The organism is Tardiphaga sp. vice304 (assembly GCF_007018905.1).
In the GTDB taxonomy this organism is placed as follows: domain Bacteria; phylum Pseudomonadota; class Alphaproteobacteria; order Rhizobiales; family Xanthobacteraceae; genus Tardiphaga.
On sequence record NZ_CP041402.1, the window covers coordinates 3,281,612 to 3,306,123 of the forward strand.

Sequence of the window (24,512 nt, forward strand, 5' to 3'; positions counted from 1 at the left end):
CTTGACGCCGGATTACGGACAATTTGATGGCAGAGTCCGCGTGCAAAGTCGTTACCCCATCACCGAAAAACCGCCATCCACCGGAATCGCCGTGCCGGTGACGAAGTCCGACGCGGCTGGGCCAGCAACCACGGGAAACCTTACCGTTTTGGCCGTCACGCGCCATCTCCCCGCGTCCCAAGTCCCAAGTTCAAGTCTCATTGGGCCAGAGCGCCGATCGAACTGTTTGTAACCGCCGGGCTACCAAGCGTAACGCACCACGCCTTTGCCGGCGTAGGAGCGGGTTGCTTCGGAGAACTCGCTTTCGAAGATTGCGGCAATGGCGATGCCGGTGGAGAATTTAATCTCGGCGGCGGCGGTGGTGAGGGCGGCATCGCGCGCGGGTGCAGCGCCGTTGACGATGAAGCTTGCGCCGGGCAACGACTGGAACGTCGCCGTCAAAGCCCGATCGGTGGTGTAATTGTGTGCCCAGGCGGCGCGGCCGCGCAAGGTGAGGCGCGCGTCGCTCACAGCCCATGACGCGTCGGTGCGCAGGCCGAGTTCGGAGCGGGCCGCGGTGACACTCGCGGCTTGATAGTTCAGCGCGAACATGCCGCCGCTGGCGACGCTCTGTTCGCTATAAGCGGGGGCGTCGTAGGTGGTGAACTGGCCTGCAGCATAGGGCGTGACGCCCGCCGAAGGCCCGGCCCAAGGCGGCGCGAAGCGGCGGCCGGCCTCGACGCGTCCGGACCAGGAATTGACGTCGAACTGCGCACGAAGCTGGGCCGGGCCTGCGCCGACCGGCGAGCGCTCCGTGGTGACGTCCTGCCAGCCATAGGCGGCGGCGGCGGTGAGGTAGGCCGGGCCGGAATTGTGACGGATGAAGCCCCCCGCCTGGAATAGGTCGGATCGCCCCCCGCCCAGGCCGTTGATATTGAAGGTGCTGCCGCCGCCCGCCATGGCGAAGCCGGCCAGCGTGTCCGGCGAGAAGCGGAAATCGGCGCCGACCGCGCCGGCGGCGAGCCGGCTGGTGGTGGTGTTGGAGCCGAGCCCGACGTTGCCGTCGGTGGTCTGTGCGCCGCCGAATCCGGACGTCCAAACGCTCCAGCCTGGTGTGAAGGCGGGCAGCGGGGCCTTGGTCATCAGCCGATAGGCGTCGTGTTCGGACGCCGGGCGTTTGCGGCCGCTTGCAACATAGGCCTGTGGCTCCATGGCGAAAGCCGAGGCGGACCCGTTACGCGACGGGCCATCGCCGCGGCCGGCAATGAAAGGGTCGCTGATCAGGCCGAGGAACAGGTTCATCGCCTCGAAGGTCGACTGCTGCGCAGCCACCGCGGGCTCGCCGGAGACCTGCGTCAGGCCGGCCGGCGACAGGCCGCCGAACACCAACGGAATTCCGCCGGTGCGATCGAAGAAGCCAGTCAGCGCATTGGCGACACGGGTCTGGTTGACATTGAGCCCGCCGTTGCGCGTCGGCGTGAAGTCCAGCGTCAGGTTGAGGTAGGCATTGTTGGTGTCGGTCGAAAGGCTGGTCTTGAAGCTGCCCGGCAGATTGGTGGTCACCTGGTTGCCAAACGTTCCGAGCACACCGCCAGCAGCATTGATGAGGGTGTATTGCCGCACGACATAGGTCCCGGAAACGAAGTTGGCGATCACCGTGGCGCCACCGAGCGTCGCGGTGCCCGTGACGTTGGTCCGGTCAGCGGCGGCGGCGGCAACCTCGACCATGTAGGTCGAGGCCGCCGTGAAGACGAGGTTGCCTTGCACGGTGAGCTGGCCGATCGAATTGCCCGGCGACAGTGTGCCGCCGTTGAGCGTGGTGCTGCCGACCGTGCCATTGCCGCCGAGCGTGCCGCCGGTGTTGACCGTGACCGCCGAACCGATCGCTCCGTTGACGCTGAGCGTGCCGCCATTCACCGCGGTCGGCCCGCTATAGTTGCTGATACCGGTCAGGTTCAGATTGCCGGTGCCGACCTTGGTCAGGCCGCCGCTGCCGGTGATGGCGCCGGAGAAAACCGTGCTGGCGTTGCTGCCGCCGGTGGTCAGCGTTGCCGATCCCAGCGCCGCGGTGCCGGCGCCGCTGAGCGAGCCGAAGGTCGCGTCGAAATTGTTGAGGTCGATGGTCGCGCCGGCGGCAATACTGACGGCACCCGGCGTACCGAACGCGGTGGCGCTGCCGGCGATCAGCCGGCCGCCGGACACGTCGATCGCACCGGTAAGGGCGTTGCTGCCGCCGAGGGTGACATCATTGCTGCCGAGCTTGGCGATGCCGCCGGTGCCCGAGATGCTTCCGTTGAAAGCGAACGCATCGCTGCGGTTGAATGTCAGCGTACCGTTATTGACGACGTCACCGAGGATTGCGCCCGTGGTGCCGCCATTGCCAAGCTGCAGGGTGCCGGCGCTGATCGTGGTGCCGCCGGTATAGGTGTTGTCGGCGGTGAGCACCGTGGTGCCGGTGCCTGCCTGGGTCACATGACCGGCGTCGGGGCCGAAGTCCACGATCATGCCGCCGAACACATAGGTGTTGGAGCGATCGAAGGTGAGTTCGCCGCCGTTGAGGACGAAGCTGCTCACGATCGAGCCGGTGGTGCCTCCATTGCCGATCTGCAAGGTTGCGCAAGAGCAGATGAAAGTATTGCCGCTGTAGGTGTTGGCTCCGGAAAAGATGTATCTTCCGCCGTCGATCTGCACCGGATGCGATCCGGCGATAACGCCGGAGAACAGATTGGTACGGCCGGGGTCGCCCAGCAACACCAGCTGGTTGCTGCCCGTGGCGCCGGTATCGACCGTGCCGGCGCCGCTCAGGTTGTTGATGATCTGCAGGGGCGCGTCGGCATAATCGAGCGTGGCGCCCGAATTGACGGTGACCGATCCGGTTCCGAACAGTAATTGCCACAGACCGGACTGGTAATCCCGCAACGTGCCGCCGGCGACGACCACGGCGGAGCTCGTATTGACCGACGGGCTGAAGAACGAGCCGCTGAACAGGATCGTGCCGGCGTCGGTCGGCGTGCCGAACACCGCCGTGGCGCCGGCGTCCAGCATGAAATTGCTGGTCTTGGTGCCGATCGTCAGCGTCGTGCCGGTCGCCGCAGCGAGGGTGCTGGCGCCCGGTGCAAAGATGAGATCGTTGACCAGCGTGCCGGTGGCGGTGGTCCGCAGGGTGCCGCCGGCCATGGTCACAATGCCATAGCCGAGCGAATCGAAATTTCCCGCGTCGAGGTTGGAGATCGATAGCGTGCCCTGGTTGATGTTGACCGGGCCCGTAAACCCGCTCGCCGAGCCGGTCAACGTCCACGTCGAGCTGCCGATCTTGTTGATCGTGCCGAATGCGTTGTACTGCGTCCCGAACTGCGCCATATCGAACGCGCCGCTGCCGGTCCCGCCGAACTGGAACGTGTCGTTGCCGGTGCCCAGGACATCGCCGGTGATGATCGAGCCCGGCGCCAGCGTCAGTGTGTTGCCGGACCCGCCGAAGCGGATCGCTGCGCTGCCGCCGGAGATGGTGCCTGCGTTGAACACCGACGAGCCGCCGCCGATGGCAGAGATGCCGTAGCGGCCGCCGAAGATGGTGCCCTCATTGGTGACAATGGCCGCGCCGCTGGCTGCGATACCATCGTCCCCGCCGGTAAGCGTCCCCCAATTGGTGACGAACGCATCGCCCGAAAAGGTCCGGATCGCGGTGTTGCCGATCACGTTAGCCCCGGCACCGACGTTGATCGTGGCGTCGCCGAACGCCAGGCCGACGCTCGTTCCCTCGACGGAGTTTCCGGACCCGCCGAGCACATTGACGGTGATACCGGTTTCGATCCCGGTCCCGTAACCGAAATAGAGAACGTTGTCGCTGTTGTTGCTGGTGCCGCCGCCCTGGTTAATGGTGGAGCCCGAGCAGGTAGCGATGATGGCGCTGGAAGCGGCGGGCGTGCAGACGGCCTCCGCCGGTGAACTGCCGGCTGCCACCACGGCAACGGCAAGAGCCAACGCGCCCCAGGTCGGGCCTGTGTTTCGCAGTCTCCCCCAGCTAAAGGTCATGTGCCTTCGGTACCGTTCCGCCTTCAAGTTTAAAACTACAGGTGGTAATGGGAGATGGCAACGCGAGAACGCTCCGACATTCGTCTGGAGGCGTTCAAGATCGAGATGTGTTGCGAGTCCGACACAGCCGGGGCGCTGAAGCGGCCGCCCACGCTGGCGTCAGCAGAGCGTCGCGGAACGAGCCGGCTGTTCGATCGAGATGATGGTGGTTAGGGTGCTACCCCATCACCGAGAAGCCGCCATCGACCGGAATCGCCGTCCCGGTGACGAAGTCCGACGCGGCGGAGGCGAGGAATACGGCGATCCCGGCGAAATCGTCGGCGGCGCCCCAGCGCGCGGCGGGCGTGCGGACCAGCACCTTGTCATGCAGGCCGTCGACCTCGCGGCGCGCATTCTGCGTCAGTTCGGTGTCGATCCAGCCCGGCAGGATCGCATTGACCTGAATGCCGTCGGGCGCCCATGCCACCGCGCAGGACCGCGTGAACTGCACGATGCCGCCCTTGCTGGCGGCATAGGCCGGCGAATAGCTGGCGCCGAAAATCGACATCATCGAGCCGATGTTGATCACCTTGCCGCCACCGTCCTGTTTCATGGCGCTATGCGCCGCCTGCGAGCACAGGAAGGCGCTGGTCAGGTTGGTATCGAGCACCTGGCGCCAGTCCGCCAGCGCCAGTTCGTGCGGCGGTTTGCGGATGTTGATGCCGGCGTTGTTGACGAGGATGTCGAGCCGGCCGAAGGCCTCCAGCACATGGGCGACCATGGCTTCGACCTCGGCCTGATCGGTGACGTCAGCGGTGATGGCGATCGCCCTGGCGCCGATCGCTGCAAGTTCAGCGACTGCGGCGTTCGACTTGGCTTCGTTACGGCCGACGATGGCGATGGCAGCGCCTGCGGCGGCGAGGCCACGCGCCATGCCAAGCCCGATGCCGCCATTTCCGCCGGTGACGACCGCCACGCGGCCGGCCAGATCAAACAGTTGGCTGGTCATGATTTCGTCCCCGATGCTGTCGCGCGTTCTGCCGCGCGCGTAGCCGGCATCATCGCAAGAGTAGGGAGCCGGGGGAAGGGGGCGTCAGGCCGGCGGTCGTCGAGCCAGCACCATCAGGCCGATGCCCAATGCCGCCAGCGCAGCACCGTAATAGGCCCACTGCATCTGGCTGATCATGAAACTCGACCGTGGCCAGGCGATCAGCCCGGTGCCCTGGCCGATCCAGAGCAAGCCGACGAACAGGGCGAGAAGCCCGAGGGTGAGGAATGGGATGCGCATGGGTGAGATACGGGCACTGGCGCAGGTAGTTTCACTTCCTGCCATGCCGATATCGGGCCATCCTCCTGCTACACGTCCAGCAGATCGTCGCTGGCGAATTCGGCCTTGTCGGTGATGAAGGCGAAGCGGGCGTCGGCCTTGGTGCCCATCAGGCGCTCGACGGAATCCGCGGTGCCGTCACGATCGATGTCGGCCAGGTTGACGCGCAGCATGGTGCGCCTGGCCGGGTCCATCGTGGTTTCCTTGAGCTGTGCGGGCATCATCTCGCCAAGGCCTTTGAAGCGGCCGATATCGACCTTGGCATTGGCGTTGAATTCGCTCTTCAGCAGCGCGTCGCGATGCGCTTCGTCGCGGGCGTAGATGGTCTTGCTGCCATGCGTCATGCGGTAGAGCGGCGGCACGGCCAGATACAGATGGCCCTCGTCGATCAGCTTCGGCGTCTGGCGGTAGAAGAAGGTGATCAGCAGGGACGCGATATGGGCGCCATCAACGTCGGCGTCGGTCATGATGATGATGCGGGAGTAGCGCAAATCCTCTTCGCGATACTGCGCGCCGGTGCCGCAGCCGATCGCCTGCAACAGGTCGGAGATCTGCGCGTTGGCGGTGATCTTGTCCTTGGTGGCGGAGGCCACGTTGAGGATTTTGCCGCGCAGGGGGAGAATGGCTTGGGTCTTGCGGTCGCGCGCCTGCTTGGCGCTGCCGCCAGCGGAATCGCCCTCGACCAGGAACAGTTCGGAGCCTTCGGTGGCGGTATTGGTGCAGTCGGCGAGCTTGCCGGGCAGCCGCAGCTTCTTCACCGCGGTCTTGCGGGAGGTTTCCTTTTCGGCGCGGCGGCGCAGCCGCTCGTCGGCGCGCTCCAGCACGAATTCCAGCAGCTTGTTGGCCTGCACGGGATTTCCGGACAGCCAGTGGTCGAACGGGTCCTTGATCGCCTGTTCGACGATCTTCTGCGCTTCGGCGGTGGCGAGGCGGTCCTTGGTCTGGCCCTGGAATTCCGGCTCGCGCACGAACACCGACAGCATCACGGCGGCGCCGACCATGACGTCTTCCGAGGTGATCGAGCCGGAGCGCTTGCCCTGGCCGACGCGCTCGGCGTGGTCCTTCAGCCCGCGCAGCAGCGCGCTGCGCATGCCGGCCTCATGGGTGCCGCCGTCCGGCGTCGGCACGGTGTTGGTGTAGGACGACATGAAGCCGTCGGCATCCGCGGTCCAGGCCACCGCCCATTCGCAGGCGCCATGCGCGCCGTTGCGGCCGGACTTGCCGGAGAAGATGTCGGGATGCACCAGCGTATCATTGTGGATCGCGGCGCCCAGAAAGTCCTTGAGGCCGCCGGGGAAGTGGAATTCGTCCTCGGCCGGGACGTCGGAGACGCCCTTGAGAAGTTCGGGGTCGCACTTCCAGCGGATTTTGACGCCGCCGAACAGGTACGCCTTGGAGCGCGCCATCTTGAACAGGCGCTGCGGCTTGAAGGCCGCCTTGTCGCCAAAGATCTCGGTGTCGGGCTTGAAGCGGATGCGGGTGCCACGGCGGTTATGGATCTTGCCGAGGTCTTGCAGTTTGCCCTGCGGGATGCCGCGAGCGAAGGTCATCTTGTAAAGCTGCTGGTTGCGCGCGACCTCGACCTCGCAAAGCGAGGACAACGCATTGACCACGGAGACGCCAACGCCGTGCAGGCCGCCGGAGGTCTCGTAGACCTTGGAGTCGAACTTTCCGCCGGCATGCAGCGTGCACATGATGACTTCGAGCGCCGACTTTTTCGGAAATTTGGGATGCGGGTCGATCGGGATGCCGCGACCATTGTCGGAAACGGTGAGGTAACCGTCCGCCGCCAGTTCCACTTCGATGAAGGAGGCATGGCCTGCCAGTGCCTCGTCCATCGAGTTGTCGATCACTTCGGCGAACAGATGGTGCAGCGCCTTTTCGTCGGTGCCGCCGATATACATGCCGGGCCGGCGCCGCACCGGCTCCAGACCTTCGAGCACCTCGATGTCGGCGGCGGTATACCCGTCCTCGGCCGATGTAGCGCGGGGCGCCGGCTTCGCGGGGGCTGCGGCCTTCGGCGCGTCGGCGCCAAACAGGTCCACTTTAGCATTCGATTTCAAGGGCTTCGACATGTTTGTTAAGGTCTTGACTCATCGTTCGGGAGCGCCATTTGGCGAATCGGCTCCGTAACTATGCCACGGTTACGTTGCCAATGTGACCAGTCTGGGAGACCGGATCGCGGCGGGTGGTGCCGCCGACGGTCACGCCGGCCGTCGTGTTTGCCCGGAAGCAGGCGTTGGAGCTGTCGCATTCCGCCAGTCCCTAGGCAGGGCGTCGCGCCGTGGGCGATGTGACTTGCTGTGATCGGGGCCGCCGTCTACGTCTCATATGGGGATTCACATTCAGAAGTTAAGCGGTACTGCCGTGCAGGCGGGGTGGCCGCGAAGGGAATATTTCGAATGGAAGGCTGGATGCACGAGCTGATCGATTTCGTGCGCCAGCACCAAGCTTGGGCCGCCCCGGTGGTGCTGTTGCTGGCGTTCGGCGAGTCGCTGGCCTTCGTCTCGCTGCTGATACCGGCCTGGGGCGCCTTGGTGGCGATCGGCGCGCTGATCGGGGCCAGCGGCATCAGCTTCTGGCCGATCTGGCTGGCCGGCGGCATCGGGGCGGCGCTGGGCGACTGGCTGTCGTACTGGATCGGGGCCCACTACAAGCACCGCGTCGCCAATGTGTGGCCGCTGACGAAATTCCCAAATTTGCTGCCGCTTGGCGAGGCGTTCGTCAACAAATGGGGGGTGCCGGGGATTTTCCTGGCGCGATTCTCGGGGCCGCTGCGGGCTTCGGTGCCCCTGGCCGCCGGCATTTTCGAAATGCCTTACTGGCGCTTCCAGGCAGCCAATGTGCTGTCGGCCCTGGTGTGGTCGGGCGTGCTGTTGTTGTTCGGCGACGCCATGTCGCATGGCGTGGGGTTGATGTTGCAACGCGGCTGAGCCTGGCGCAATTGACGGCACGGACCGGCCGCGGAATAAGTCGGTCGCGCCGTTGTTGATACCACCGATGGCGCCCACCACGCGCGTCCCCTTGAATCACCGGAGTCTGCATCATGGAACTGTCACGACGTCACGCGCTGGTCGGCGCTGCTGCGCTCGCCGCTTCACCGCTGCTCCCGACCGCGCCTGCGAGAGCTGCCGCGCCGCTCGCCGACAAGCAGGCGCCGAGCTTCTATCGCTACAAGATCGGCGACGCCCAGGTGAACGCCATCTCCGACGGCGCCAACACGTTTCCGCTCGCCGACACGCTGGTGCTCAACGCCAAGAAGGACGAAGTAAACGCCGCGCTCGAAAAGGCCTTCATGCCGAAGGACAAGATGACCATCCATTTCGCGCCGCTGGTCATCAACACCGGCGGCAAGCTGGTGGTGATCGACACCGGCAACGGCCCCGGCGCCTTCGCCTCCAGCAAGGGCAATGTCGGGCAGTTCGCCAGCAACATGGCGGCTGCGGGCTTCGATGCCAAGGCGATCGACATGGTGGTGATCTCGCATTTCCATGGCGACCACATCAACGGCCTGGTCACCGCCGACGGCACGGCGGCGTTCCCCAACGCTGAAGTGCTGGTGCCGGCGGCGGAGTGGAAATACTGGATGGACGACGGCGAGATGAGCCGGGCGTCGGCCGGCCGGATGGCCGACCAGTTCAAGAATATCCGCCGGGTGTTCGAGGCCGGTTTGAAGAAGAAGGTCACGCCCTATGAGTGGGGCAAGGACGTAGCACCCGGCCTGCTGGCCGTGTCATCGGTCGGTCACACGCCGGGCCACACCTCCTATGTGCTGTCGTCGGGCTCCGACAAGGTCTTCATCCAGTCGGACGTTACCAACCACCCGTCGCTGTTCGTGGCCAATCCCGGCTGGCACCTGATGTTCGACCAGGATCCGGCGCAGGCGGAGGCGACGCGGCGCAAGGTTTACGACATGCTGGTCGCCGACCGGATGCGGGTGCAGGGCTTCCACTATCCGTTCCCCGCCAACGGCTTCGTCGAGAAGGACGGCAGCGGCTACCGTCTGGTGCCGGCGCCGTGGAGCCCGGTGATCTGATCGTCTTGACGAAATCCGGGCGCGGTCTTATGACCGCGCCCATGATCAACGCGTTGACCATCATCGCCCGCCGCCGCCGCATCCTCGCGGCAGCTAACGGCGTTCGCGTTTAGATCGTCGCCCCTGCCGCCGGATTTGGTCCGCGGTATCGCTCGACACTCCCCGCAGTCCCGATCCGACGGCTCCTCACCCGACAGGAGGCCGCCATGTACACGCCACCCCGATTCAAGCCCGACCGCGCCGCGGCCTTGGCGTTTGCAGCCGCGCGCGGCTTCGGCACGGCGTGCGCGTGGGATGGCGACAAGCCGGTCGCCTCGGCGCTGCCATTCGCGCTCGATTACAGCGCCGACGGCACGCCGCGTCTCGCCTTCCATATGGCGTGGCAGAATCCGCTGCTCCGGCTGGCCGACGGCGCGACGCCGTGGGTGATGGCGGTGAACGGCGCCGATGCCTATGTCTCCGCCGACTGGTATGTCTCGTCGGACCAGGTACCGACCTGGCTGTATCAGGCGGTCCACCTGACCGGGCCGGTGCGGCGGCTTCGCGACGATGAACTGGGTTCTCACCTTGACGCGCTGTCCGGCAAATTCGAAGACTGGCTGTTGCCGAAGCCGCCATGGAGCTCGAGCAAGATGACGGCCGGGCGGTTGGACGCGATGAAGAAGGCGATTGTCGGTGTCGTGCTGACGGTGGACGAGGTCGAGGGCAGCTTCAAGCTGAACCAGCACAAATCCGACGCCGACTATGCCGCGGTGGCGGGCGCGCTGTCGGTGCAGCCGGATGCGGCTTCGCAAAAGCTGGCCAGCGAGATGCGCGTGCTACGACCGGTGCTGTTCGCGGATGAAGTGACACAATTGGATGCTATGCCGACCCTGGAAGGAACCACGTGATGAGCAGCGATACGAAGACGACGGCTCCGGCCACCGCCACCCGCCTCGCGACGCCGACCGTGTTCGTCGATGGCGCAGCCGGCACCACCGGGCTCGGCATCCGCGAGCGGCTGGCGCACCAGAACGATGTTGCGGTGAAGATCATCGATCCCGACAAGCGCAAGGATGTCGCCGCCAAGCGCGCGCTGATGGAGGAGGTCGACCTCGTCATCCTGTGCCTGCCCGACGATGCTGCGAAAGAGACGGTGGCGCTGATCGACGCCATGGGCGCCAAGGGGCCGAAGGTACTCGACGCCTCGACCGCCTACCGCGTCGCGCCGGACTGGGTCTATGGTTTCGCCGAGCTGGCGCCGGATCAGGCCGACAAGATCCGCCAGGCGCGGAAGGTGTCGAACCCCGGCTGCTATCCGACGGGCGCGATCGCGCTGCTGCGACCGCTCGTCGATGCCGGGCTGATCCCGGCCGACCATCCGGTGACCGTCAACGCGGTCAGCGGCTATTCCGGCGGCGGCAAGTCGATGATCGAGAGCTATGAGGACGGCTCGGCGCCGGCCTTCGAGCTCTATGGCCTCAACCTGCAGCACAAGCATCTGCCGGAAACGCAGCTTTATTCGCATCTCGCGCGGCGGCCGATCTTCGTGCCGTCGGTCGGCAATTTCCGGCAGGGCATGCTGGTGTCGGTGCCGCTGCACCTCGACATGCTGCCCGGCAGGCCGAGCGGCGCAATGCTGCATGATGCGCTCGCGAAACGCTATGCGGGCAGCGCCAACGTGGTGGTGATGCCGCTCGATGACGTGGCGATCAAGAACGGCCGCATCGAGCCGGAGGCGCTCAACGAGACCAACAGGCTGGAGCTCTATGTGTTTGCCAATGACGCGCTGGGGCAGGCGGTGCTGGTCGCCCGGCTCGACAATCTCGGCAAGGGCGCGTCGGGCGCCGCGGTGCAGAATATGCGGCTGATGCTCGGGCTGGAGTGATCCGTAGCCCGGATGACAATCCGGGGCCGGCCCATCCGTCACGAAGGCTGGTTCCCGGATTGCGCTGCGCTCCATCCGGGCTACCGACAAGCAAAACGGCCCGGACTTTGGTCCGGGCCGTTTCCGTATCGATGAAGTTTCGCTTACGCGGCGGCCGAGGCTTTGCCTTCGGTCGAGACTTCCGAGATGGTCTTCAGGATCTGCGAGGCGATGGCGTAGGGGTCGCCCTGCGAGTTCGGACGGCGATCCTCCAGGTAGCCCTTGTACTCATTGTTGACGAATGAGTGCGGGACTCGGATCGAGGCGCCGCGGTCCGCGATGCCGTAGCTGAACTTGTTCCACGGCGCGGTTTCGTGCTTGCCGGTCAGGCGCAGGTGGTTGTCCGGACCGTAGACCTCGATGTGCGCTTCCCAGTTCTTGCCGAACTGCGCCATCAGAGCCTCGAAGTAGGCCTTGCCGCCGACGGTGCGCATGTACTCGGTCGAGAAGTTGGCGTGCATGCCGGAGCCGTTCCAGTCGGTGTCGCCGAGCGGCTTGCAGTGATACTCGATGTCGATGCCGTACTTCTCGGTCAGGCGCTGCAACAGGTAGCGGGCCATCCACATTTCGTCAGCGGCCTTCTTGGAGCCCTTGCCGAAGATCTGGAATTCCCATTGGCCCTTGGCCACTTCGGCGTTGATGCCTTCGTGGTTGATGCCGGCGGCGAGGCAGAGGTCGAGATGTTCTTCGACGATCTCGCGAGCAATCGAGCCGACGTTCTTGTAGCCGACGCCGGTGTAATAGGGGCCCTGCGGCGCGGGATAGCCGGCCTCGGGGAAGCCGAGCGGACGGCCGTCCTCGTAGAAGAAGTATTCCTGCTCGAAGCCGAACCATGCGCCGTCATCGTCGAGGATGGTGGCGCGGGTGTTGGTCGGGTGCGCGGTCTTGCCGTCGGGCATCATGACTTCGCACATCACCAGCACGCCGTTCTCGCGCGCGCCGTCCGGGAACACGCGGACCGGCTTCAGCACGCAATCGGAATTGCTGCCTTCGGCCTGCATCGTGGAGGAGCCGTCGAAGCCCCACAGCGGCAGCTGCTCGAGGGTCGGAAATTCATCGAATTCCTTGATCTGGGTCTTGCCACGCAGGTTCGGAACCGGCGTGTAGCCATCGAGCCAAATATACTCGAGCTTGTACTTGGTCATGCGGATCTCTCATGAGTTGACGTTACGAGGGGTGAGGAATTCCCTGGGCCTGCCGGCGTCAAACATACCCGGCGCCGGCGGCCGCGCTTCTTTAAAGCATTTTATATGCCAAGCGCCAAAGTCCGCCTGACCAGCCCCTGAAAAGTCGTGAGGGTGGTTGGTTGGCGGACGGGCGGGGCCGCGATGCTGGCCGAGTCGTGCACGAAAATGCCCTGCGACAATCCGCACGGGGGTGCTTGCCAATGTGGCGTTGTGCAAATTTTGCGCAGTTGCGGGGATGGCGTGGATTCTTTCGGAACCTTTCTGCCGTCCAACCGCTCATTCTTTACGTGCAATGGCAAAGATCCGCGATTGTAGGCTGCCGCTCGAACCCGCATCCCGACGATCTGCGCATAATGTCGGCAATTGCTGCTTTTAACGAGGCAGATCGCACATATGAAGTGCGCCATCTGCTAAAACGGGGCCTGTCGCGTTGATGCGCAGAGCAATCGCAAACCAGATGCGAAAGGAGAGATGAAAGATGCCGACCAATACCCCGCACCAGAGCGCGAAAATCTATCAGTTCCCGATCGGTGGCCGCGCTGCAGCCCATGGGCTTCGCAACGACGCACGGAGCCATCTCGAACGGATCGCCCCGCACGTGACGCCAACCGTCTGCGGCGAAGGCTGGTACCACGACGCGGCGATCCAGCAGGATGCCAAGCGGACCCGCGACCACTGATGCCCGTCACCGGATCGTCTCCCACGTCACCGTCGCCATCGCAGGCAAGTCAGGGTCGAAACTTTCAGGTTTCGGCCCTTTTTGTTGGGCGGTGCTAGACGCCGAAGATCGACCAGCCCATCCGCTTGGTCAGCGCTTCCAGCGCGATACGGCCAAGATGCGAATTGCCGGCCTTGTCGAGACCGGGCGCCCATACCGCAATGGAAGCCTTGCCCGGCGCAATGGCCAGGATGCCGCCGCCGACGCCGCTCTTGCCGGGCAGGCCGACCCGGTAGGCGAATTCGCCGGAGCCGTCGTAATGGCCGCAGGTGAGCATCAGCGCATTGATGCGCCGCGCTCGCTCCGCGGATACGACCGAAAGCCCGGTCGAGGGATTGCGCCCGGAATAAGCCAGGAAGCGTCCCGCGGTCGCCAATTGCCGGCAGCTCATCGAGATCGCGCAGTGGTGGAAGTAGACGCCGAGCGTGAAATCGACCGGGTTTTCGATCACGCCGAACGACTTCATGTAATTCGCCAGCGCGGTGTTGCGAAAGCCGGTGCGTTTTTCGGACGCCGCCACCTTTTCGTCGATCATGATGGAGGGATCGCCGGCCAGAAACTGCATGAAGCGAAGGATCTCGCCGATCGCCTCGCGCGGCTGGTGGCCGGACAGGATCACGTCGGTCACGGCGATGGCGCCGGCATTGATGAAGGGATTGCGCGGCACGCCGCGCTCGCGCTCGAGCTGGACGATGGAGTTGAACGCGTTGCCGGACGGCTCGCGGCCGACGTGGCGCCACAGGCGGTCGCCGACCATGCCGAGCGCCAGCGTCAGCGTGAACACTTTCGAGATGCTCTGGATCGAGAACGGCACGTCGGCGTCGCCGCCGGCCGCCATGTTGCCCTCGGCATCGGTGACGACCAGGGCGAAGTGTTTGGGGTCGACGTTGCCAAGCTCCGGAATATAGCTGGCGACCTCGCCGCGGTCGGTCCGCGCGGCCATCTCCTCGGCAATTTCCTGGACGACGGTTTCCAGATGGGCGAATTCGGGCATGGGCGCTCGGGGTTCGAGCTCTCCCCGCGCCGGGCGGGGAGAGTTACAGGCCTAGGCCAGCCGCAGGATGGCGACGGCGAGGACGGCCTGGGCGGCGAAACCGACCACGAAGGCGAGGGTGCGCAGCACCGGCAGGCCCGCGGTATAGACGATCAGGTGCACCAGCCGGGACCAGAAGAACACCGCGCAGGCCAGCACCGTGGTGGGCGTCGAGACGTCGGCGGCGTTGAGGATCAGCACGAGCGGCGCGAACACGATCAGGTTCTCGATCGCGTTGTCATGCGCGAACATCAACCGGTTCGCCCATTCCGCCTGCGGCTTGTCGGTGCGCGACGGATTGGCCATGGCGCCCGACACGCCGCGCACCATGATGCGGTTCAGCACATAGGGCACCCAGAGCAGGCCGGTGAGGATCACGGTCAGCGTCAGCCAGAACAATTCGCGCGTCATCCGCGGTTCCTTTCAGAGGGTAGGTCCGCGAGCGCGGAGAGGGCGATCAGGAATCGCTTGGGCGGAAAATGCCGGCGCGATGCGGCAACCATAGACAATTGATGCGACGCCGCCAATGCGGCGTTCCCTGTTGTCGTTCCGGGATGCATCGGACGGCGAAGCCGGCCGATGGAGACAAGGGAACCCCGGGCTGATTTGCGCTGACCATGTCGAGGTTCCCCACCGCTCCAAATGGAGCGGCTGAGGTTCGCTCGCGCCGATGCGCTCGCGCCCCGGAACGACAGCGGGGGAGGCCTACGCCCGCACCCGCACGTAGCTGCCCGGCGCATCCTCCAGCGGCGGCAGCGCTTCGGTGCCGACGCTGCGTGCCGGAACCTGTTCGCCGTCGATGCCGGACAGCCATTCCCGCCAGTTCGGCCACCATGAGCCGGCGTGTTCCTGCGCGGTCTTCATCCAGTCGGCGACCGTTTCAGCGTGACTGGCGTCGTTGGTCCAGTATTGATACTTGCCGGCGGCCGGCGGGTTGATTACGCCGGCGATGTGGCCGGAGCCGGACAGCACGTATTTGACCGGGCCGCCGAAGAATTGCGAGCCGTACAGCACGGACTCTGCCGGCGCGATGTGATCCTCGCGGGTCGCCAGATTATAGACTGGCACTTTGACCCTGGAGAGATCCAGCCGCGTGTTGTCGATTACCATCTTGCCCGACGACAGCTTGTTCTCAAGGTAGCAGTTCCGCAGGTAGAACGAGTGGTTGGCGGCCGGCATCCGGGTGGCGTCGGAATTCCAGTGCAGCAGGTCGAACGCCGAGGGCTGCTTGCCCTTGAGATAATTGCTGACGACATAGGCCCAGATCAGGTCGTTGGAGCGCAGCATGTTGAAGGCCATGGCCATCTTGCTGCCTTCCAGCACGCCGGTGGCCTGCATGTCCTTTTCCAGCGCCGAGATCTGCTGCTCATCGACGAACACCAAGAGGTCGCCGGCATGGCTGAAATCGACCTGTGTGGCCAGGAAGGTGGCGGACGCCACGCGGACGCGGCGCTTCTCGGCGAGCCAGGCCAGGGTCGTGGCAAGCAGGGTGCCGCCGACGCAATAGCCGACAGTGTGCACGGTCATTTCACCGGTGACCTGCTCGATGACGTCCATCGCCGCGAGCGGGCCTTCCTTCATGTAGTCCTCGAAGGTCTTGTTGCCGAGCCGCTTGTCGGGGTTGACCCAGGAAATCAGAAACACCGTGATGCCCTGATCGACACACCATTTAACGAAGGATTTTTCCGGCTTCAAATCGAGGATGTAAAACTTGTTGATCCATGGCGGCACGATCAAAAGCGGCGTGCTTAGCACGTTCTCCGTGGCCGGCTGATACTGGATCAGCTGCATGATTTCGTTCTGGAAGATCACCTTGCCCGCGGTGGTCGCCATGTTGACACCGACCTCGAGATTGGCCGGGTCGGATTGCCGGATGCGCAGCGACCCGTGGCCGGCTTCGATGTCTTCGACCAGCATGCCCATGCCGCGCACCAGATTGCTGCCGTTGGACGCCACCGTCTCGCGCAGCACTTCCGGGTTGGTCATGACGAAATTGGAGGGCGCCAGCGCATTGGCGATCTGCTGGACGTAGAATTCGGCCTTTTTGCGGGTATGCTCGTCCAGCCCCTCGGCGTTATCAACGAGTTCCTGCGCCCATTTGGTGGTCAGCAGGTAGGCCTGCATGATGAAGTCGAAAAACTGGTTCGATTTCCACTCCGGGTCGGCAAACCGCTTGTCGCGCGGCGGCGGCTCGATCGCCGGCCTGGCCTCTTCGCCGGCCATGCGGTGCATCGCCGAACCCCACAAATCGAGATAGGCACGCCCGAGCTTGATCTGCAGTTCGGCGCTGCGCTTGTCGTCGGACAACCAGTAATTTGCGACCGTGCTGAAGGTCTTGATGATCTCGTTGACCTCGTTCGGCGGCTTGTCGCGCGCCTCGCCGTTTTCGCGCGGCTTGAGGTAGGCGGCGAGGGCCTGACCGCTGCTCTCCATCGCCTTGGCGATGTTCAACGCGAAAGCCTCGGGATCGAAGGTGTTCGGGGCCTTGGTTTCGACTGCGACTTCACTCATGGGGCAACAAACTTCATTTCATGTCCGGTGACGACAGATCAGCACGCAGCAGGATGATGGCACAGTTCGCGCGATGTCGCAGGATTCGATGTGTTGCACTGCGACAAGGCGCCCGCTCGCCGGCTCCCCTTTGTTTTGTCATATTGCAGGTCCAAGCCTGCCTCGTTCGCGGGGCGTTAATCGTTTCGATCCATTTTGGTTTATGCTGCATTGCGACGAACGCGTAATGGGTTGGATAGGTGAGCAAGGCGTGAAGCGGATTAGGACATTCGGACCGGCAGGTCACAGCGGCCGGGCAGGGATGCCGACGGCGTTGCTGCTGCTGGCGCTGACGCTTGGCGGCTGCGCCTCGACCATCGCCGACCTGCCGATGGTCGGCACGCCCGCCGGCGCGCCGGCGCGGCCGGCCCAGCCCGGCGAATATCTCCCCGTGCACGATCTCCCCACCTCGCGCGAAGGCACCGCCATGGCGCCGGCCGAACAGGCCAAGATCCAGGCCGAGCTGATCGCCGCCCGCGACCGCCAGGCCGTCGCAACCCCGGCCGCTCCCGGCCGGAAGTAAGCAAAACCGCCCCGACATGGCTGGTGTCACTGGGGTTCCGTGGTAAAAAGAAGCGATTCAACCGCACCGAGCGGTTCGGGAGCCCTTGTTATGGAAGAATTCTACCGCATTCGCCGCCTGCCGCCTTACGTGTTCGAGCAGATCAACCGGGCCAAGGCGGCCGCGCGCAATGCCGGTGCCGACATCATCGACATGGGCATGGGCAATCCGGACCTGCCGACGCCGCCGCACGTCATCGAGAAACTCAAGGAAACCCTCGGCAAGCCGCGCACCGACCGTTATTCGGCTTCGCGCGGTATCACCGGGCTGCGCAAGGCCCAGGCCGCCTATTACGACCGCCGCTTCGGCGTGAAGCTCAACCCCGACACCCAGATCGTCGCCACGCTCGGCTCCAAGGAAGGCTTCGCCAACGTCGCGCAGGCCATCACCGCGCCGGGCGATGTCGTGCTGTGCCCCAATCCGAGCTACCCGATCCATGCCTTCGGCTTCCTGATGGCCGGCGGCGTGATCCGCTCGGTGCCGTCGGAGCCCGGCCCGGAATTCTTCGCCGCGGTCGAACGCGCCATCATCCACTCGATCCCGAAGCCGATCGCGTTGATCGTGTGCTACCCGTCCAACCCAACGGCGCAGGTCGCCAGCCTGGATTTTTACAAGGACCTGGTGGCGTTCGCTAAGAAGCACGAGATCTACATCCTGTCGGACCTCGCTTATGCCGAGGTCTATTTCGACGACAACAACCCGCCGCCCTCGGTGCTGCAGGTGCCCGGCGCAATCGACGTCACCGTCGAGTTCACCTCGATGTCCAAGACGTTCTCGATGGCCGGCTGGCGGATGGGCTTTGCGGTCGGCAACGAGCGCATCATCGCAGCGCTCGCACGGGTCAAATCCTATCTCGATTACGGCGCCTTCACCCCGGTGCAGGTCGCGGCCACCGCGGCGCTGAACGGGCCGGATGACTGCATCCGCGAGATGCGCGAGACCTACAAGCGGCGCCGCGACGTCATGGTGGAGACGTTCGGCAAGGCCGGCTGGGACGTTCCGGCGCCGTCCGCCTCGATGTTCGCCTGGGCGCCGCTGCCGCCGAAATTCGCGGAACTGGGCAGCATGCAGTTCGCCACCCTGATGGTGGAGAAATCCGGCGTGGTGGTGTCGCCCGGCGTTGCCTTCGGCGAGCATGGCGAGGGCTACGTCCGCATCGCTCTGGTTGAAAACGAGCAGCGCATCCGCCAAGCCGCGCGCGGCGTTCGGCGCTTCCTTGAAAGCGGGCTCGAAACGTTGCACAACGTGGTTCCTCTCGCCACCCGGCGCTAGGCTCTTTCCGAATAGGTTTTCAGTTACATGGTCGCACCCCTCCGCGTGGGTATCGCCGGCCTCGGCACCGTTGGCGCCGAGGTGGTCCGCCTCATCGAACAGCAGAGCAAGGTCCTGGCCGCGCGCTCCGGCCGCGGCGTCAAGGTCGTGTCGGTCACGGCGCGGTCCAAGGCCAAGAAGCGCAATGTCGATCTCTCCGGCATTCGCTGGGCCAGGGATCCGATGGCGGTCGCCACCGACCCGGAAGTCGATTGCTTCGTCGAACTGATGGGCGGCGTTGGCGATCCCGCGCTGTCGGCGATCGAGGCCGCCCTGTCGTCCGGGAAGTCGGTGGTCACCGCCAACAAGGCGCTGATCGCCAAGCACGGCTTGAAACTGGCGGCGCTGGCCGAAAAACACGGCGGCGCGCTGAATTACGAGGCCGCCGTGGCCGGCGCCATTCCGGTCGTGAAAACCCTTCGCGAGGGCCTGGCCGGCACCGGCATCAATCGCGTCTATGGAATCCTCAACGGCACCTGCAATTACATTCTGAGCCGGATGGAGCAGGAGGGCCTGTCGTTTGAAGAATGTCTGAAGGACGCGCAACGGCTCGGCTATGCCGAAGCGGATCCGTCGTTCGACGTCGACGGCCACGACACCGCGCAGAAGCTGGCGATCCTGGCCAGCCTCGCGTTCGGCACCAAGGTCGCGCAGAGCGCGGTCTATGTGGAGGGCATCACCTCGATTGCAGCCGCCGATCTGCGCGCTGCCGCCGAACTCGGCTACCGGGTCAAGCTGCTCGGCGTCGCGGTGCGTACCGCGACCGGCATCGAACAGCGCGTGCATCCGACCATGGTGCCGCTGAAATCCTCGATTGCGCAGGTGATGGGCGTGACCAATGCGGTGACGATCGACGGCGCCGGCATCTCGCCGATCACGCTGGTGGGGCCCGGCGCCGGAGGTGCTGCGACCGCCTCCGCGGTGCTGGCCGACATCGCCGATGTCGCCCGCGGCGTGCGCGCGCTGCCGTTCGGCCGGCCGGTGGCGAAGCTCGACGCGACCACCAAGGCGCCGATGGAGCGCCATCTTGGCGGCTATTACATCCGGCTGATGGCGCGCGACCTGGCCGGCACCGCAGCAAGGATTGCGACGCGGCTTGCGGAGCAGAAGATCTCACTGGAATCGATCGTGCAGCGTCATCCCGACGGCATGATCGAGCCGATCGATGGCAAGAAGAAATCCCAGCCGGTTCCGGTGATCCTGATCACCTATGCCACCTCCGAAGATGCGATGCGCCGCGCGCTGGCCGCCGTGCAGAGCGACAAGGTCATCAGCGGCAAGCCGCAGGTGATCCGCATCGAGAAAAACTGACGATTCGTTTGAGACATTTACGGGTCCACTGACCCGTTGTGACGTTTGAAGGAGACTACGATGTCGACCCATATTACCGTGCCGCCGCAGCAACTGCTGGAACGCATCCTGACGCTGGAGATCGTTCGCGTGACCGAGCGCGCCGCGGTGTCGGCGGCGCGCCTGCGCGGCCTCGGCCAGGAAAAAGCGGCCGACCAGGCCGCCGTCGATGCGATGCGCCGCGAGCTCAACAAGATGCCGATCGAAGGCACCATCGTGATCGGCGAGGGCGAACGCGACGAAGCCCCTATGCTGTTCATCGGCGAGAAGGTCGGCATCAATGCCGGCCCGAAGGTCGACATCGCCGTCGATCCGCTGGAAGGCACCACGCTGTGCGCCAAGGACATGCCGGGCTCGATCGCCACCATGGCGATGGCCGACGGCGGCACGCTGCTGCATGCGCCTGACGTCTACATGAAGAAGATCGCGATCGGCCCGGGCTACGACAAGAACGTCATCGAGCTCGACGCCTCGCCGGAAGAGAACGTCCGCCGTCTCGCCAAGGCCAAGGGCGTGCCGATGACGGGCATCACCGTGCTGGTGCTCGACCGTCCGCGCCATGTCGACATGATCGCCGCGATCCGCTCCACGGGTGCTGCGGTGCGCCTGATCGACGACGGCGACGTCGCCGGCGTGATCCACTGCGCCAACCCCGAGAAGTCCGGCATCGATCTCTACATCGGCACCGGCGGCGCCCCGGAAGGCGTGCTGGCTGCGGCAGCGCTGCGCTGCATCGGCGGCCAGATGCAGACCCGACTGATCCTCGACACCGACGAGAAGCGCGAACGCGCGCTGAAGATGGGCATCACCGATCCGAAGATGATCTACGGCATCGAGGACATGGCGCGCGGCGACTGCCTGTTCGCGGCCACCGGCGTCACCGACGGCTCGCTGCTGTCGGGCGTCAAGTTCCGCAAGCATGTGATCGAAACCGAGACCATCGTGATGCGCTCGGTGACCGGCACCGTCCGCATCATCAAGGCCGAGCACCGCCAGTTCGAAAAATTCCACCTCGATTGAGTTTGGTAGCATGACCGCAAACGTCGTAATCCGTCCGGTCGGCGCCGATGAGCGAGCCGACTGGGAGCCGCTGTGGCAGGGCTACCTGACTTTCTACAAAGCGACGCTGCCGCAGCTCGCGACCGACACGGCCTGGGCGCGCTTCCACGACCCGAAGGAAGCGATGTTCCTGCTCGGCGCCTATGTCGACGGCAAGCTTACCGGCATCGTCCAGTTTCTGTACCACCGCTCGTCCTGGACGCCGGGTGATTACTGCTATTTGCAGGACCTCTATGTCGACGACAGCGCGCGCGGGCTAGGGCTCGGGCGCGCGCTGATCGAGGCGGTGTACGACCGTGCCCGTGCCGATGGCTGCAGCCGCGTGCACTGGCTGACGCAGAACGACAATGCGACGGCGCGGCTATTGTACGACCGGATCGCCGACAATTCCGGCTTCATTCAATACCGGAAAGTGTTTTAGACTAGCGAATACCCTCAGCCGTCATTGCGAGGAGCGAAGCGACGCGGCAATCCAGCAAACCACAAGCAAAGACTGGATTGCTTCGTCGCAAGGGCTCCTCGCAATGACGGGGAGAGGTGAATGATAAAACAAGAAACTTCGGGAGCGAAACGCATGAGCGAGTTGCACGACGTCAAGGCGCTGGTGTTCGATGTGTTCGGCACGGTGGTGGACTGGCGCTCCAGCCTGATTGCCGATCTGGGCCAATGGGGCGGTGCCAATGGCGTCAGTGCGGACTGGACGCAACTGGTCGATGCCTGGCGGCAGGCCTACATGCCGGCCATGGACGTGGTGCGGCATCATCCCGAACTCGGTTTCAAGAAGCTCGACACGCTGCATCGCAAGTCGCTGGAGAACCTGGTGCAGAAATTCCGCATCAGCGGCCTCACCGCGGACGATTTGCACCATTTCACGCTGGGCTGGCACCGGCTGCATCCCTGGCCCGACTCGGTCGGCGGCCTGACCCGGCTGAAGACCAAATACATCATCAGCCCGCTGTCGAACGGCAATGTCGCGCTGCTCACCAACATGGCCAAATTCGCCGGGCTGCCGTGGGACCTGATCATGTCCGCGGAATTGTTCGAGCACTACAAGCCGGACCCGCAGACCTATCTCGGCGCCGCGCGGCTGCTCAATCTGGAGCCCGGGCAGGTGATGATGGTCGCCGCCCACAACAACGACCTCGACGCTGCGCAAAAACTCGGCCTCAAGACCGCCTTCGTGCCGCGCATCACCGAATACGGCCCGCACCAGAGCCGCGACTTCAAGGCCGACGGCGAATGGGACGTGGTGGCGGATGATTTCGGCGACCTGGCGACACGGATGGGGTGCTGAGATGCCGAGCAAGAAGCAGCTCGTTTTTCTGGCGGTCGCGCTTTTCGTGGCAGCCAACGTTCTCCGGCACTTCGGCCAATAGCGACCTGGCTGCAATACACGCGACGGCTTCGAAGCATGCGCCGCAAACGCCTGTGGCCGCATCGTTCGCGGCTCGTCCTTCGGCGAGCTCCTCAGGATGACGGGAGCGGAGCTGGTGGCGACGAGACTGAGCTGGTGGCAACCGGCGGCGGCCGGTTTGCCTCGCCCGCGCTTCGTGCTTATGTCCGGGCATCATGTCACCCACCATCATTCCCGTTGAATCCAGGCCCGCCTTTCTCGGCGTGACGCTGTCGGCGACCGGCAAGACCTGGCGCGACCGGGTCGACCAGCGCGGCGCGGCGCGGGCGCTGGCGATGGTGCAGCGGTTTCAACTGCCGGAAATGCTCGCGCGGCTGCTCGCCGGGCGCGGCGTCGAGCTCGACGCCGTCGAGGATTTTCTCGACCCGACCATCCGCAAGCTGATGCCCGATCCCTTTACCGTGACGCAGATGGAAGCCGCCGCCAAGCGCATCGCGGATGTCGCGGTGAACGGCGAGAAGGTCGCGATCTTCGGCGATTACGACGTCGACGGCGCGACCTCGTCGGCACTGCTGGCCTGGCATCTGCGGCATTGCGGCCTCGATCCGCAGATCCACATTCCCGACCGCATCTTTGAAGGCTACGGCCCCAACACCGACGCCATCCGCATGCTGGCGGACAACGGCGCGACGCTGCTGGTGACCGTCGATTGCGGCACCACCAGCCTGGAGCCGCTGGCGGAAGCGAAGAAGGTCGGCATGTCGGTCGTCGTCATCGATCACCATCAGGCCGGCGACGAATTGCCAGACGTCGAGGCGCTGGTGAATCCCAACCGGCTCGACGACATCTCCGGCCTTGGCCATCTTGCCGCGGTCGGCCTCGTCTTCATCACGCTGGTGGCTGTCAACCGCGAGCTGCGCCAGCGCGGCTTCTGGACCGCGACCCGGCCGGAGCCGAACCTGCTCGACATGCTGCATCATGTGGCGCTCGGCACCGTCGCCGACGTCGCGCTGCTGACCGGGCTCAACCGCGCCTTCGTCGCCAAGGGCCTGATCGCGCTGCGCCGCCGCGACCATGTCGGCCACACCGCCTTGATGGATGTGGCACGGCTCAACGGCCCGCCGGAGGCGTGGCATCTCGGCTTCATGCTGGGGCCGCGCATCAATGCCGGCGGCCGTATCGGCCGCGCCGACCTCGGCGTGCGGCTGCTGCTGGAGGGTGACATCTCGGAAGCGGCAAGGATTGCCGCCGAACTCGACCGGCTCAATGTCGAGCGCCGCGTCATCGAACAGATGGCCGAGGCGCAGGCGGAAGCCGAGGCGATGGCCTCGCTTGGCCTCGAGGACAAGGGCTCGGTGGTCGTCACCGCCGCTGAAGGCTGGCATCCCGGCGTGGTCGGGCTCGTCGCCTCGCGGCTGAAGGAGAAGTTTTCGCGGCCGGCCTTTGCGATCGCGCTGGAGCCGGGCGGAATCGGCACCGGCTCGGGCCGCTCGATTAGCGGTGTCGATCTCGGTAAGGCCGTGCGGCAGGCGGTGACGGACGGCTTGCTTATAAAAGGCGGTGGCCATGCGATGGCAGCCGGCATCACGCTGCGCAAGGAACGGCTCGCCGAATTCCGCGCCTATATCGAAAGCGCGCTGGCCCCAGACGTAGCGAAATCGCGCAACGAGAAGGAGCTGTTCATCGACGGCGCCGTCACCGCGCGCGGCGTCACGCCGGAGCTGGTCGCGACCATGAACCGGGCAGGGCCGTTTGGCGCCGGCAATCCGGAGCCGGTGGTCGCGCTGCCGTCGCATCAACTGGTCTATGCCGATGAGGTCGGTCAGGCGCATCTGCGGCTGCGCTTCAAGTCGAGTGACGGCACCATCGTCAACGGCATCGCCTTTCGCTCGGTCGGCCAGAAGCTCGGTAACGCACTGCTCGCGCATCGCGGCCAGCTACTGCATGTCGCGGGCTCGCTGGCCGTGGACCGCTGGCAGGGCAATGAGCGCGTGCAGTTGCGGGTGATCGACATCGCGGTGCCGGACGACGGGCCGGCGAGGATCAGGTAAGAAGCACACACCTCTCTCCGTCATTGCGAGGTCAGGGGAAAGCCAATCGGCTTTCGCCTTAGCGAACCGACGCGGCAA

At 65.0% G+C, this 24,512-nt stretch carries 20 protein-coding genes; 12 read left to right on the forward strand and 8 right to left on the reverse strand.

Annotated elements, in window-relative coordinates:
* Positions 1-240 precede the first annotated feature (240 nt).
* From FNL56_RS15525 to parE, 4 genes are all read right to left on the reverse strand, one after another.
* The gene (locus FNL56_RS15525) at positions 241-4,011 is read right to left on the reverse strand and encodes an autotransporter domain-containing protein (RefSeq protein WP_143582128.1); all 3,771 of its coding nucleotides are present in this window, start codon (positions 4,009-4,011) and stop codon (positions 241-243) included.
* Between the two features lie 217 nt (positions 4,012-4,228).
* Positions 4,229-4,999 carry an SDR family NAD(P)-dependent oxidoreductase gene (locus tag FNL56_RS15530; protein ID WP_143577974.1) on the reverse strand — a complete coding sequence of 257 codons (771 nt, stop codon included), beginning with the start codon at positions 4,997-4,999 and terminating at the stop codon, positions 4,229-4,231.
* A gap of 84 nt (positions 5,000-5,083) precedes the next feature.
* Positions 5,084-5,278 carry a hypothetical protein gene (locus FNL56_RS15535; RefSeq protein ID WP_143573785.1) on the reverse strand — a complete coding sequence of 65 codons (195 nt, stop codon included), beginning with the start codon at positions 5,276-5,278 and terminating at the stop codon, positions 5,084-5,086.
* A gap of 68 nt (positions 5,279-5,346) precedes the next feature.
* Entirely contained in the window at positions 5,347-7,392 is a 2,046-nt protein-coding gene (gene parE, locus FNL56_RS15540; protein ID WP_143573787.1) for a DNA topoisomerase IV subunit B, read from the reverse strand.
* Positions 7,393-7,719: 327 nt separating this feature from the next.
* Here parE and FNL56_RS15545 point away from each other — a divergent pair, with 327 nt between their 5' ends.
* From FNL56_RS15545 to argC, 4 genes are all read left to right on the forward strand, one after another.
* A complete protein-coding gene (locus tag FNL56_RS15545) occupies positions 7,720-8,250 on the forward strand; it encodes a DedA family protein (protein WP_143573789.1) in 531 nt (176 codons plus the stop codon).
* 113 nt (positions 8,251-8,363) lie between these two features.
* Positions 8,364-9,353: an MBL fold metallo-hydrolase gene (locus FNL56_RS15550; protein WP_143573791.1), complete on the forward strand. Its 990-nt coding sequence runs from the start codon at positions 8,364-8,366 to the stop codon at positions 9,351-9,353.
* A 206-nt stretch (positions 9,354-9,559) separates the two neighbouring features.
* A complete protein-coding gene (locus FNL56_RS15555) occupies positions 9,560-10,243 on the forward strand; it encodes an FMN-binding negative transcriptional regulator (protein WP_143582129.1) in 684 nt (227 codons plus the stop codon).
* Positions 10,243-11,220 carry an N-acetyl-gamma-glutamyl-phosphate reductase gene (gene argC, locus FNL56_RS15560; protein WP_143573795.1) on the forward strand — a complete coding sequence of 326 codons (978 nt, stop codon included), beginning with the start codon at positions 10,243-10,245 and terminating at the stop codon, positions 11,218-11,220. Before FNL56_RS15555 ends, argC begins: the two co-directional genes overlap by 1 nt.
* Before the next feature lie 143 nt (positions 11,221-11,363).
* Here the strand turns inward: argC and FNL56_RS15565 are convergent, their stop codons facing one another.
* On the reverse strand, positions 11,364-12,404 hold the full coding sequence (locus FNL56_RS15565) for a glutamine synthetase beta-grasp domain-containing protein (protein ID WP_143573797.1): 1,041 nt from the start codon (positions 12,402-12,404) through the stop codon (positions 11,364-11,366).
* A gap of 520 nt (positions 12,405-12,924) precedes the next feature.
* On the opposite strand from FNL56_RS15565, the gene FNL56_RS15570 reads away from it, so the two are divergent.
* A complete protein-coding gene (locus FNL56_RS15570) occupies positions 12,925-13,125 on the forward strand; it encodes a DUF2735 domain-containing protein (RefSeq protein WP_143573799.1) in 201 nt (66 codons plus the stop codon).
* 94 nt (positions 13,126-13,219) lie between these two features.
* Here the strand turns inward: FNL56_RS15570 and FNL56_RS15575 are convergent, their stop codons facing one another.
* The 3 genes from FNL56_RS15575 to FNL56_RS15585 form a co-directional block, all read right to left on the reverse strand.
* Positions 13,220-14,158: a glutaminase gene (locus tag FNL56_RS15575; RefSeq protein WP_143573801.1), complete on the reverse strand. Its 939-nt coding sequence runs from the start codon at positions 14,156-14,158 to the stop codon at positions 13,220-13,222.
* 51 nt (positions 14,159-14,209) lie between these two features.
* Positions 14,210-14,608 carry an MAPEG family protein gene (locus FNL56_RS15580; RefSeq protein ID WP_143573803.1) on the reverse strand — a complete coding sequence of 133 codons (399 nt, stop codon included), beginning with the start codon at positions 14,606-14,608 and terminating at the stop codon, positions 14,210-14,212.
* A gap of 294 nt (positions 14,609-14,902) precedes the next feature.
* Positions 14,903-16,708 (reverse strand): PHA/PHB synthase family protein, encoded by a 1,806-nt coding sequence (locus FNL56_RS15585; RefSeq protein ID WP_143577976.1) that lies wholly within the window; start codon positions 16,706-16,708, stop codon positions 14,903-14,905.
* A gap of 301 nt (positions 16,709-17,009) precedes the next feature.
* On the opposite strand from FNL56_RS15585, the gene FNL56_RS15590 reads away from it, so the two are divergent.
* From FNL56_RS15590 to recJ, 7 genes are all read left to right on the forward strand, one after another.
* Positions 17,010-17,270, forward strand: coding sequence for a hypothetical protein (locus FNL56_RS15590; protein ID WP_143573806.1), 261 nt, complete (start codon positions 17,010-17,012; stop codon positions 17,268-17,270).
* Between the two features lie 90 nt (positions 17,271-17,360).
* Positions 17,361-18,581 (forward strand): LL-diaminopimelate aminotransferase, encoded by a 1,221-nt coding sequence (locus tag FNL56_RS15595; RefSeq protein ID WP_143573808.1) that lies wholly within the window; start codon positions 17,361-17,363, stop codon positions 18,579-18,581.
* A 27-nt stretch (positions 18,582-18,608) separates the two neighbouring features.
* The gene (locus FNL56_RS15600) at positions 18,609-19,931 is read left to right on the forward strand and encodes a homoserine dehydrogenase (protein ID WP_143573810.1); all 1,323 of its coding nucleotides are present in this window, start codon (positions 18,609-18,611) and stop codon (positions 19,929-19,931) included.
* Positions 19,932-19,991: 60 nt separating this feature from the next.
* Positions 19,992-20,990, forward strand: a complete 999-nt coding sequence (gene glpX, locus FNL56_RS15605) for a class II fructose-bisphosphatase (RefSeq protein ID WP_143573812.1) — start codon at positions 19,992-19,994, stop codon at positions 20,988-20,990.
* A gap of 10 nt (positions 20,991-21,000) precedes the next feature.
* On the forward strand, positions 21,001-21,450 hold the full coding sequence (locus FNL56_RS15610) for a GNAT family N-acetyltransferase (protein ID WP_143573814.1): 450 nt from the start codon (positions 21,001-21,003) through the stop codon (positions 21,448-21,450).
* 153 nt (positions 21,451-21,603) lie between these two features.
* On the forward strand, positions 21,604-22,323 hold the full coding sequence (locus FNL56_RS15615) for a haloacid dehalogenase type II (RefSeq protein ID WP_143573816.1): 720 nt from the start codon (positions 21,604-21,606) through the stop codon (positions 22,321-22,323).
* A 275-nt stretch (positions 22,324-22,598) separates the two neighbouring features.
* Complete coding sequence (gene recJ / locus FNL56_RS15620) at positions 22,599-24,434, forward strand: single-stranded-DNA-specific exonuclease RecJ (protein WP_143582130.1); 1,836 nt, start codon at positions 22,599-22,601, stop codon at positions 24,432-24,434.
* The last annotated feature ends 78 nt before the right edge of the window (positions 24,435-24,512 follow it).

Bases quoted from the DNA above. Each gene is read 5' to 3' on its own strand.
- FNL56_RS15530 (WP_143577974.1), bottom strand. From the start codon at position 4,999: ATGACCAGCCAACTGTTTGATCTGGCCGGCCGCGTGGCGGTCGTCACC.
- FNL56_RS15525 (WP_143582128.1), bottom strand. From the start codon at position 4,011: ATGACCTTTAGCTGGGGGAGACTGCGAAACACAGGCCCGACCTGGGGC.
- parE (WP_143573787.1), bottom strand. From the start codon at position 7,392: ATGTCGAAGCCCTTGAAATCGAATGCTAAAGTGGACCTGTTTGGCGCC.
- FNL56_RS15570 (WP_143573799.1), top strand. From the start codon at position 12,925: ATGCCGACCAATACCCCGCACCAGAGCGCGAAAATCTATCAGTTCCCG.
- FNL56_RS15545 (WP_143573789.1), top strand. From the start codon at position 7,720: ATGGAAGGCTGGATGCACGAGCTGATCGATTTCGTGCGCCAGCACCAA.
- FNL56_RS15585 (WP_143577976.1), bottom strand. From the start codon at position 16,708: ATGAGTGAAGTCGCAGTCGAAACCAAGGCCCCGAACACCTTCGATCCC.
- FNL56_RS15595 (WP_143573808.1), top strand. From the start codon at position 17,361: ATGGAAGAATTCTACCGCATTCGCCGCCTGCCGCCTTACGTGTTCGAG.
- FNL56_RS15555 (WP_143582129.1), top strand. From the start codon at position 9,560: ATGTACACGCCACCCCGATTCAAGCCCGACCGCGCCGCGGCCTTGGCG.
- FNL56_RS15535 (WP_143573785.1), bottom strand. From the start codon at position 5,278: ATGCGCATCCCATTCCTCACCCTCGGGCTTCTCGCCCTGTTCGTCGGC.
- FNL56_RS15600 (WP_143573810.1), top strand. From the start codon at position 18,609: ATGGTCGCACCCCTCCGCGTGGGTATCGCCGGCCTCGGCACCGTTGGC.
- FNL56_RS15590 (WP_143573806.1), top strand. From the start codon at position 17,010: ATGCCGACGGCGTTGCTGCTGCTGGCGCTGACGCTTGGCGGCTGCGCC.
- FNL56_RS15615 (WP_143573816.1), top strand. From the start codon at position 21,604: ATGAGCGAGTTGCACGACGTCAAGGCGCTGGTGTTCGATGTGTTCGGC.
- FNL56_RS15575 (WP_143573801.1), bottom strand. From the start codon at position 14,158: ATGCCCGAATTCGCCCATCTGGAAACCGTCGTCCAGGAAATTGCCGAG.
- recJ (WP_143582130.1), top strand. From the start codon at position 22,599: ATGTCACCCACCATCATTCCCGTTGAATCCAGGCCCGCCTTTCTCGGC.
- glpX (WP_143573812.1), top strand. From the start codon at position 19,992: ATGTCGACCCATATTACCGTGCCGCCGCAGCAACTGCTGGAACGCATC.
- FNL56_RS15565 (WP_143573797.1), bottom strand. From the start codon at position 12,404: ATGACCAAGTACAAGCTCGAGTATATTTGGCTCGATGGCTACACGCCG.
- FNL56_RS15610 (WP_143573814.1), top strand. From the start codon at position 21,001: ATGACCGCAAACGTCGTAATCCGTCCGGTCGGCGCCGATGAGCGAGCC.
- FNL56_RS15580 (WP_143573803.1), bottom strand. From the start codon at position 14,608: ATGACGCGCGAATTGTTCTGGCTGACGCTGACCGTGATCCTCACCGGC.
- FNL56_RS15550 (WP_143573791.1), top strand. From the start codon at position 8,364: ATGGAACTGTCACGACGTCACGCGCTGGTCGGCGCTGCTGCGCTCGCC.
- argC (WP_143573795.1), top strand. From the start codon at position 10,243: ATGAGCAGCGATACGAAGACGACGGCTCCGGCCACCGCCACCCGCCTC.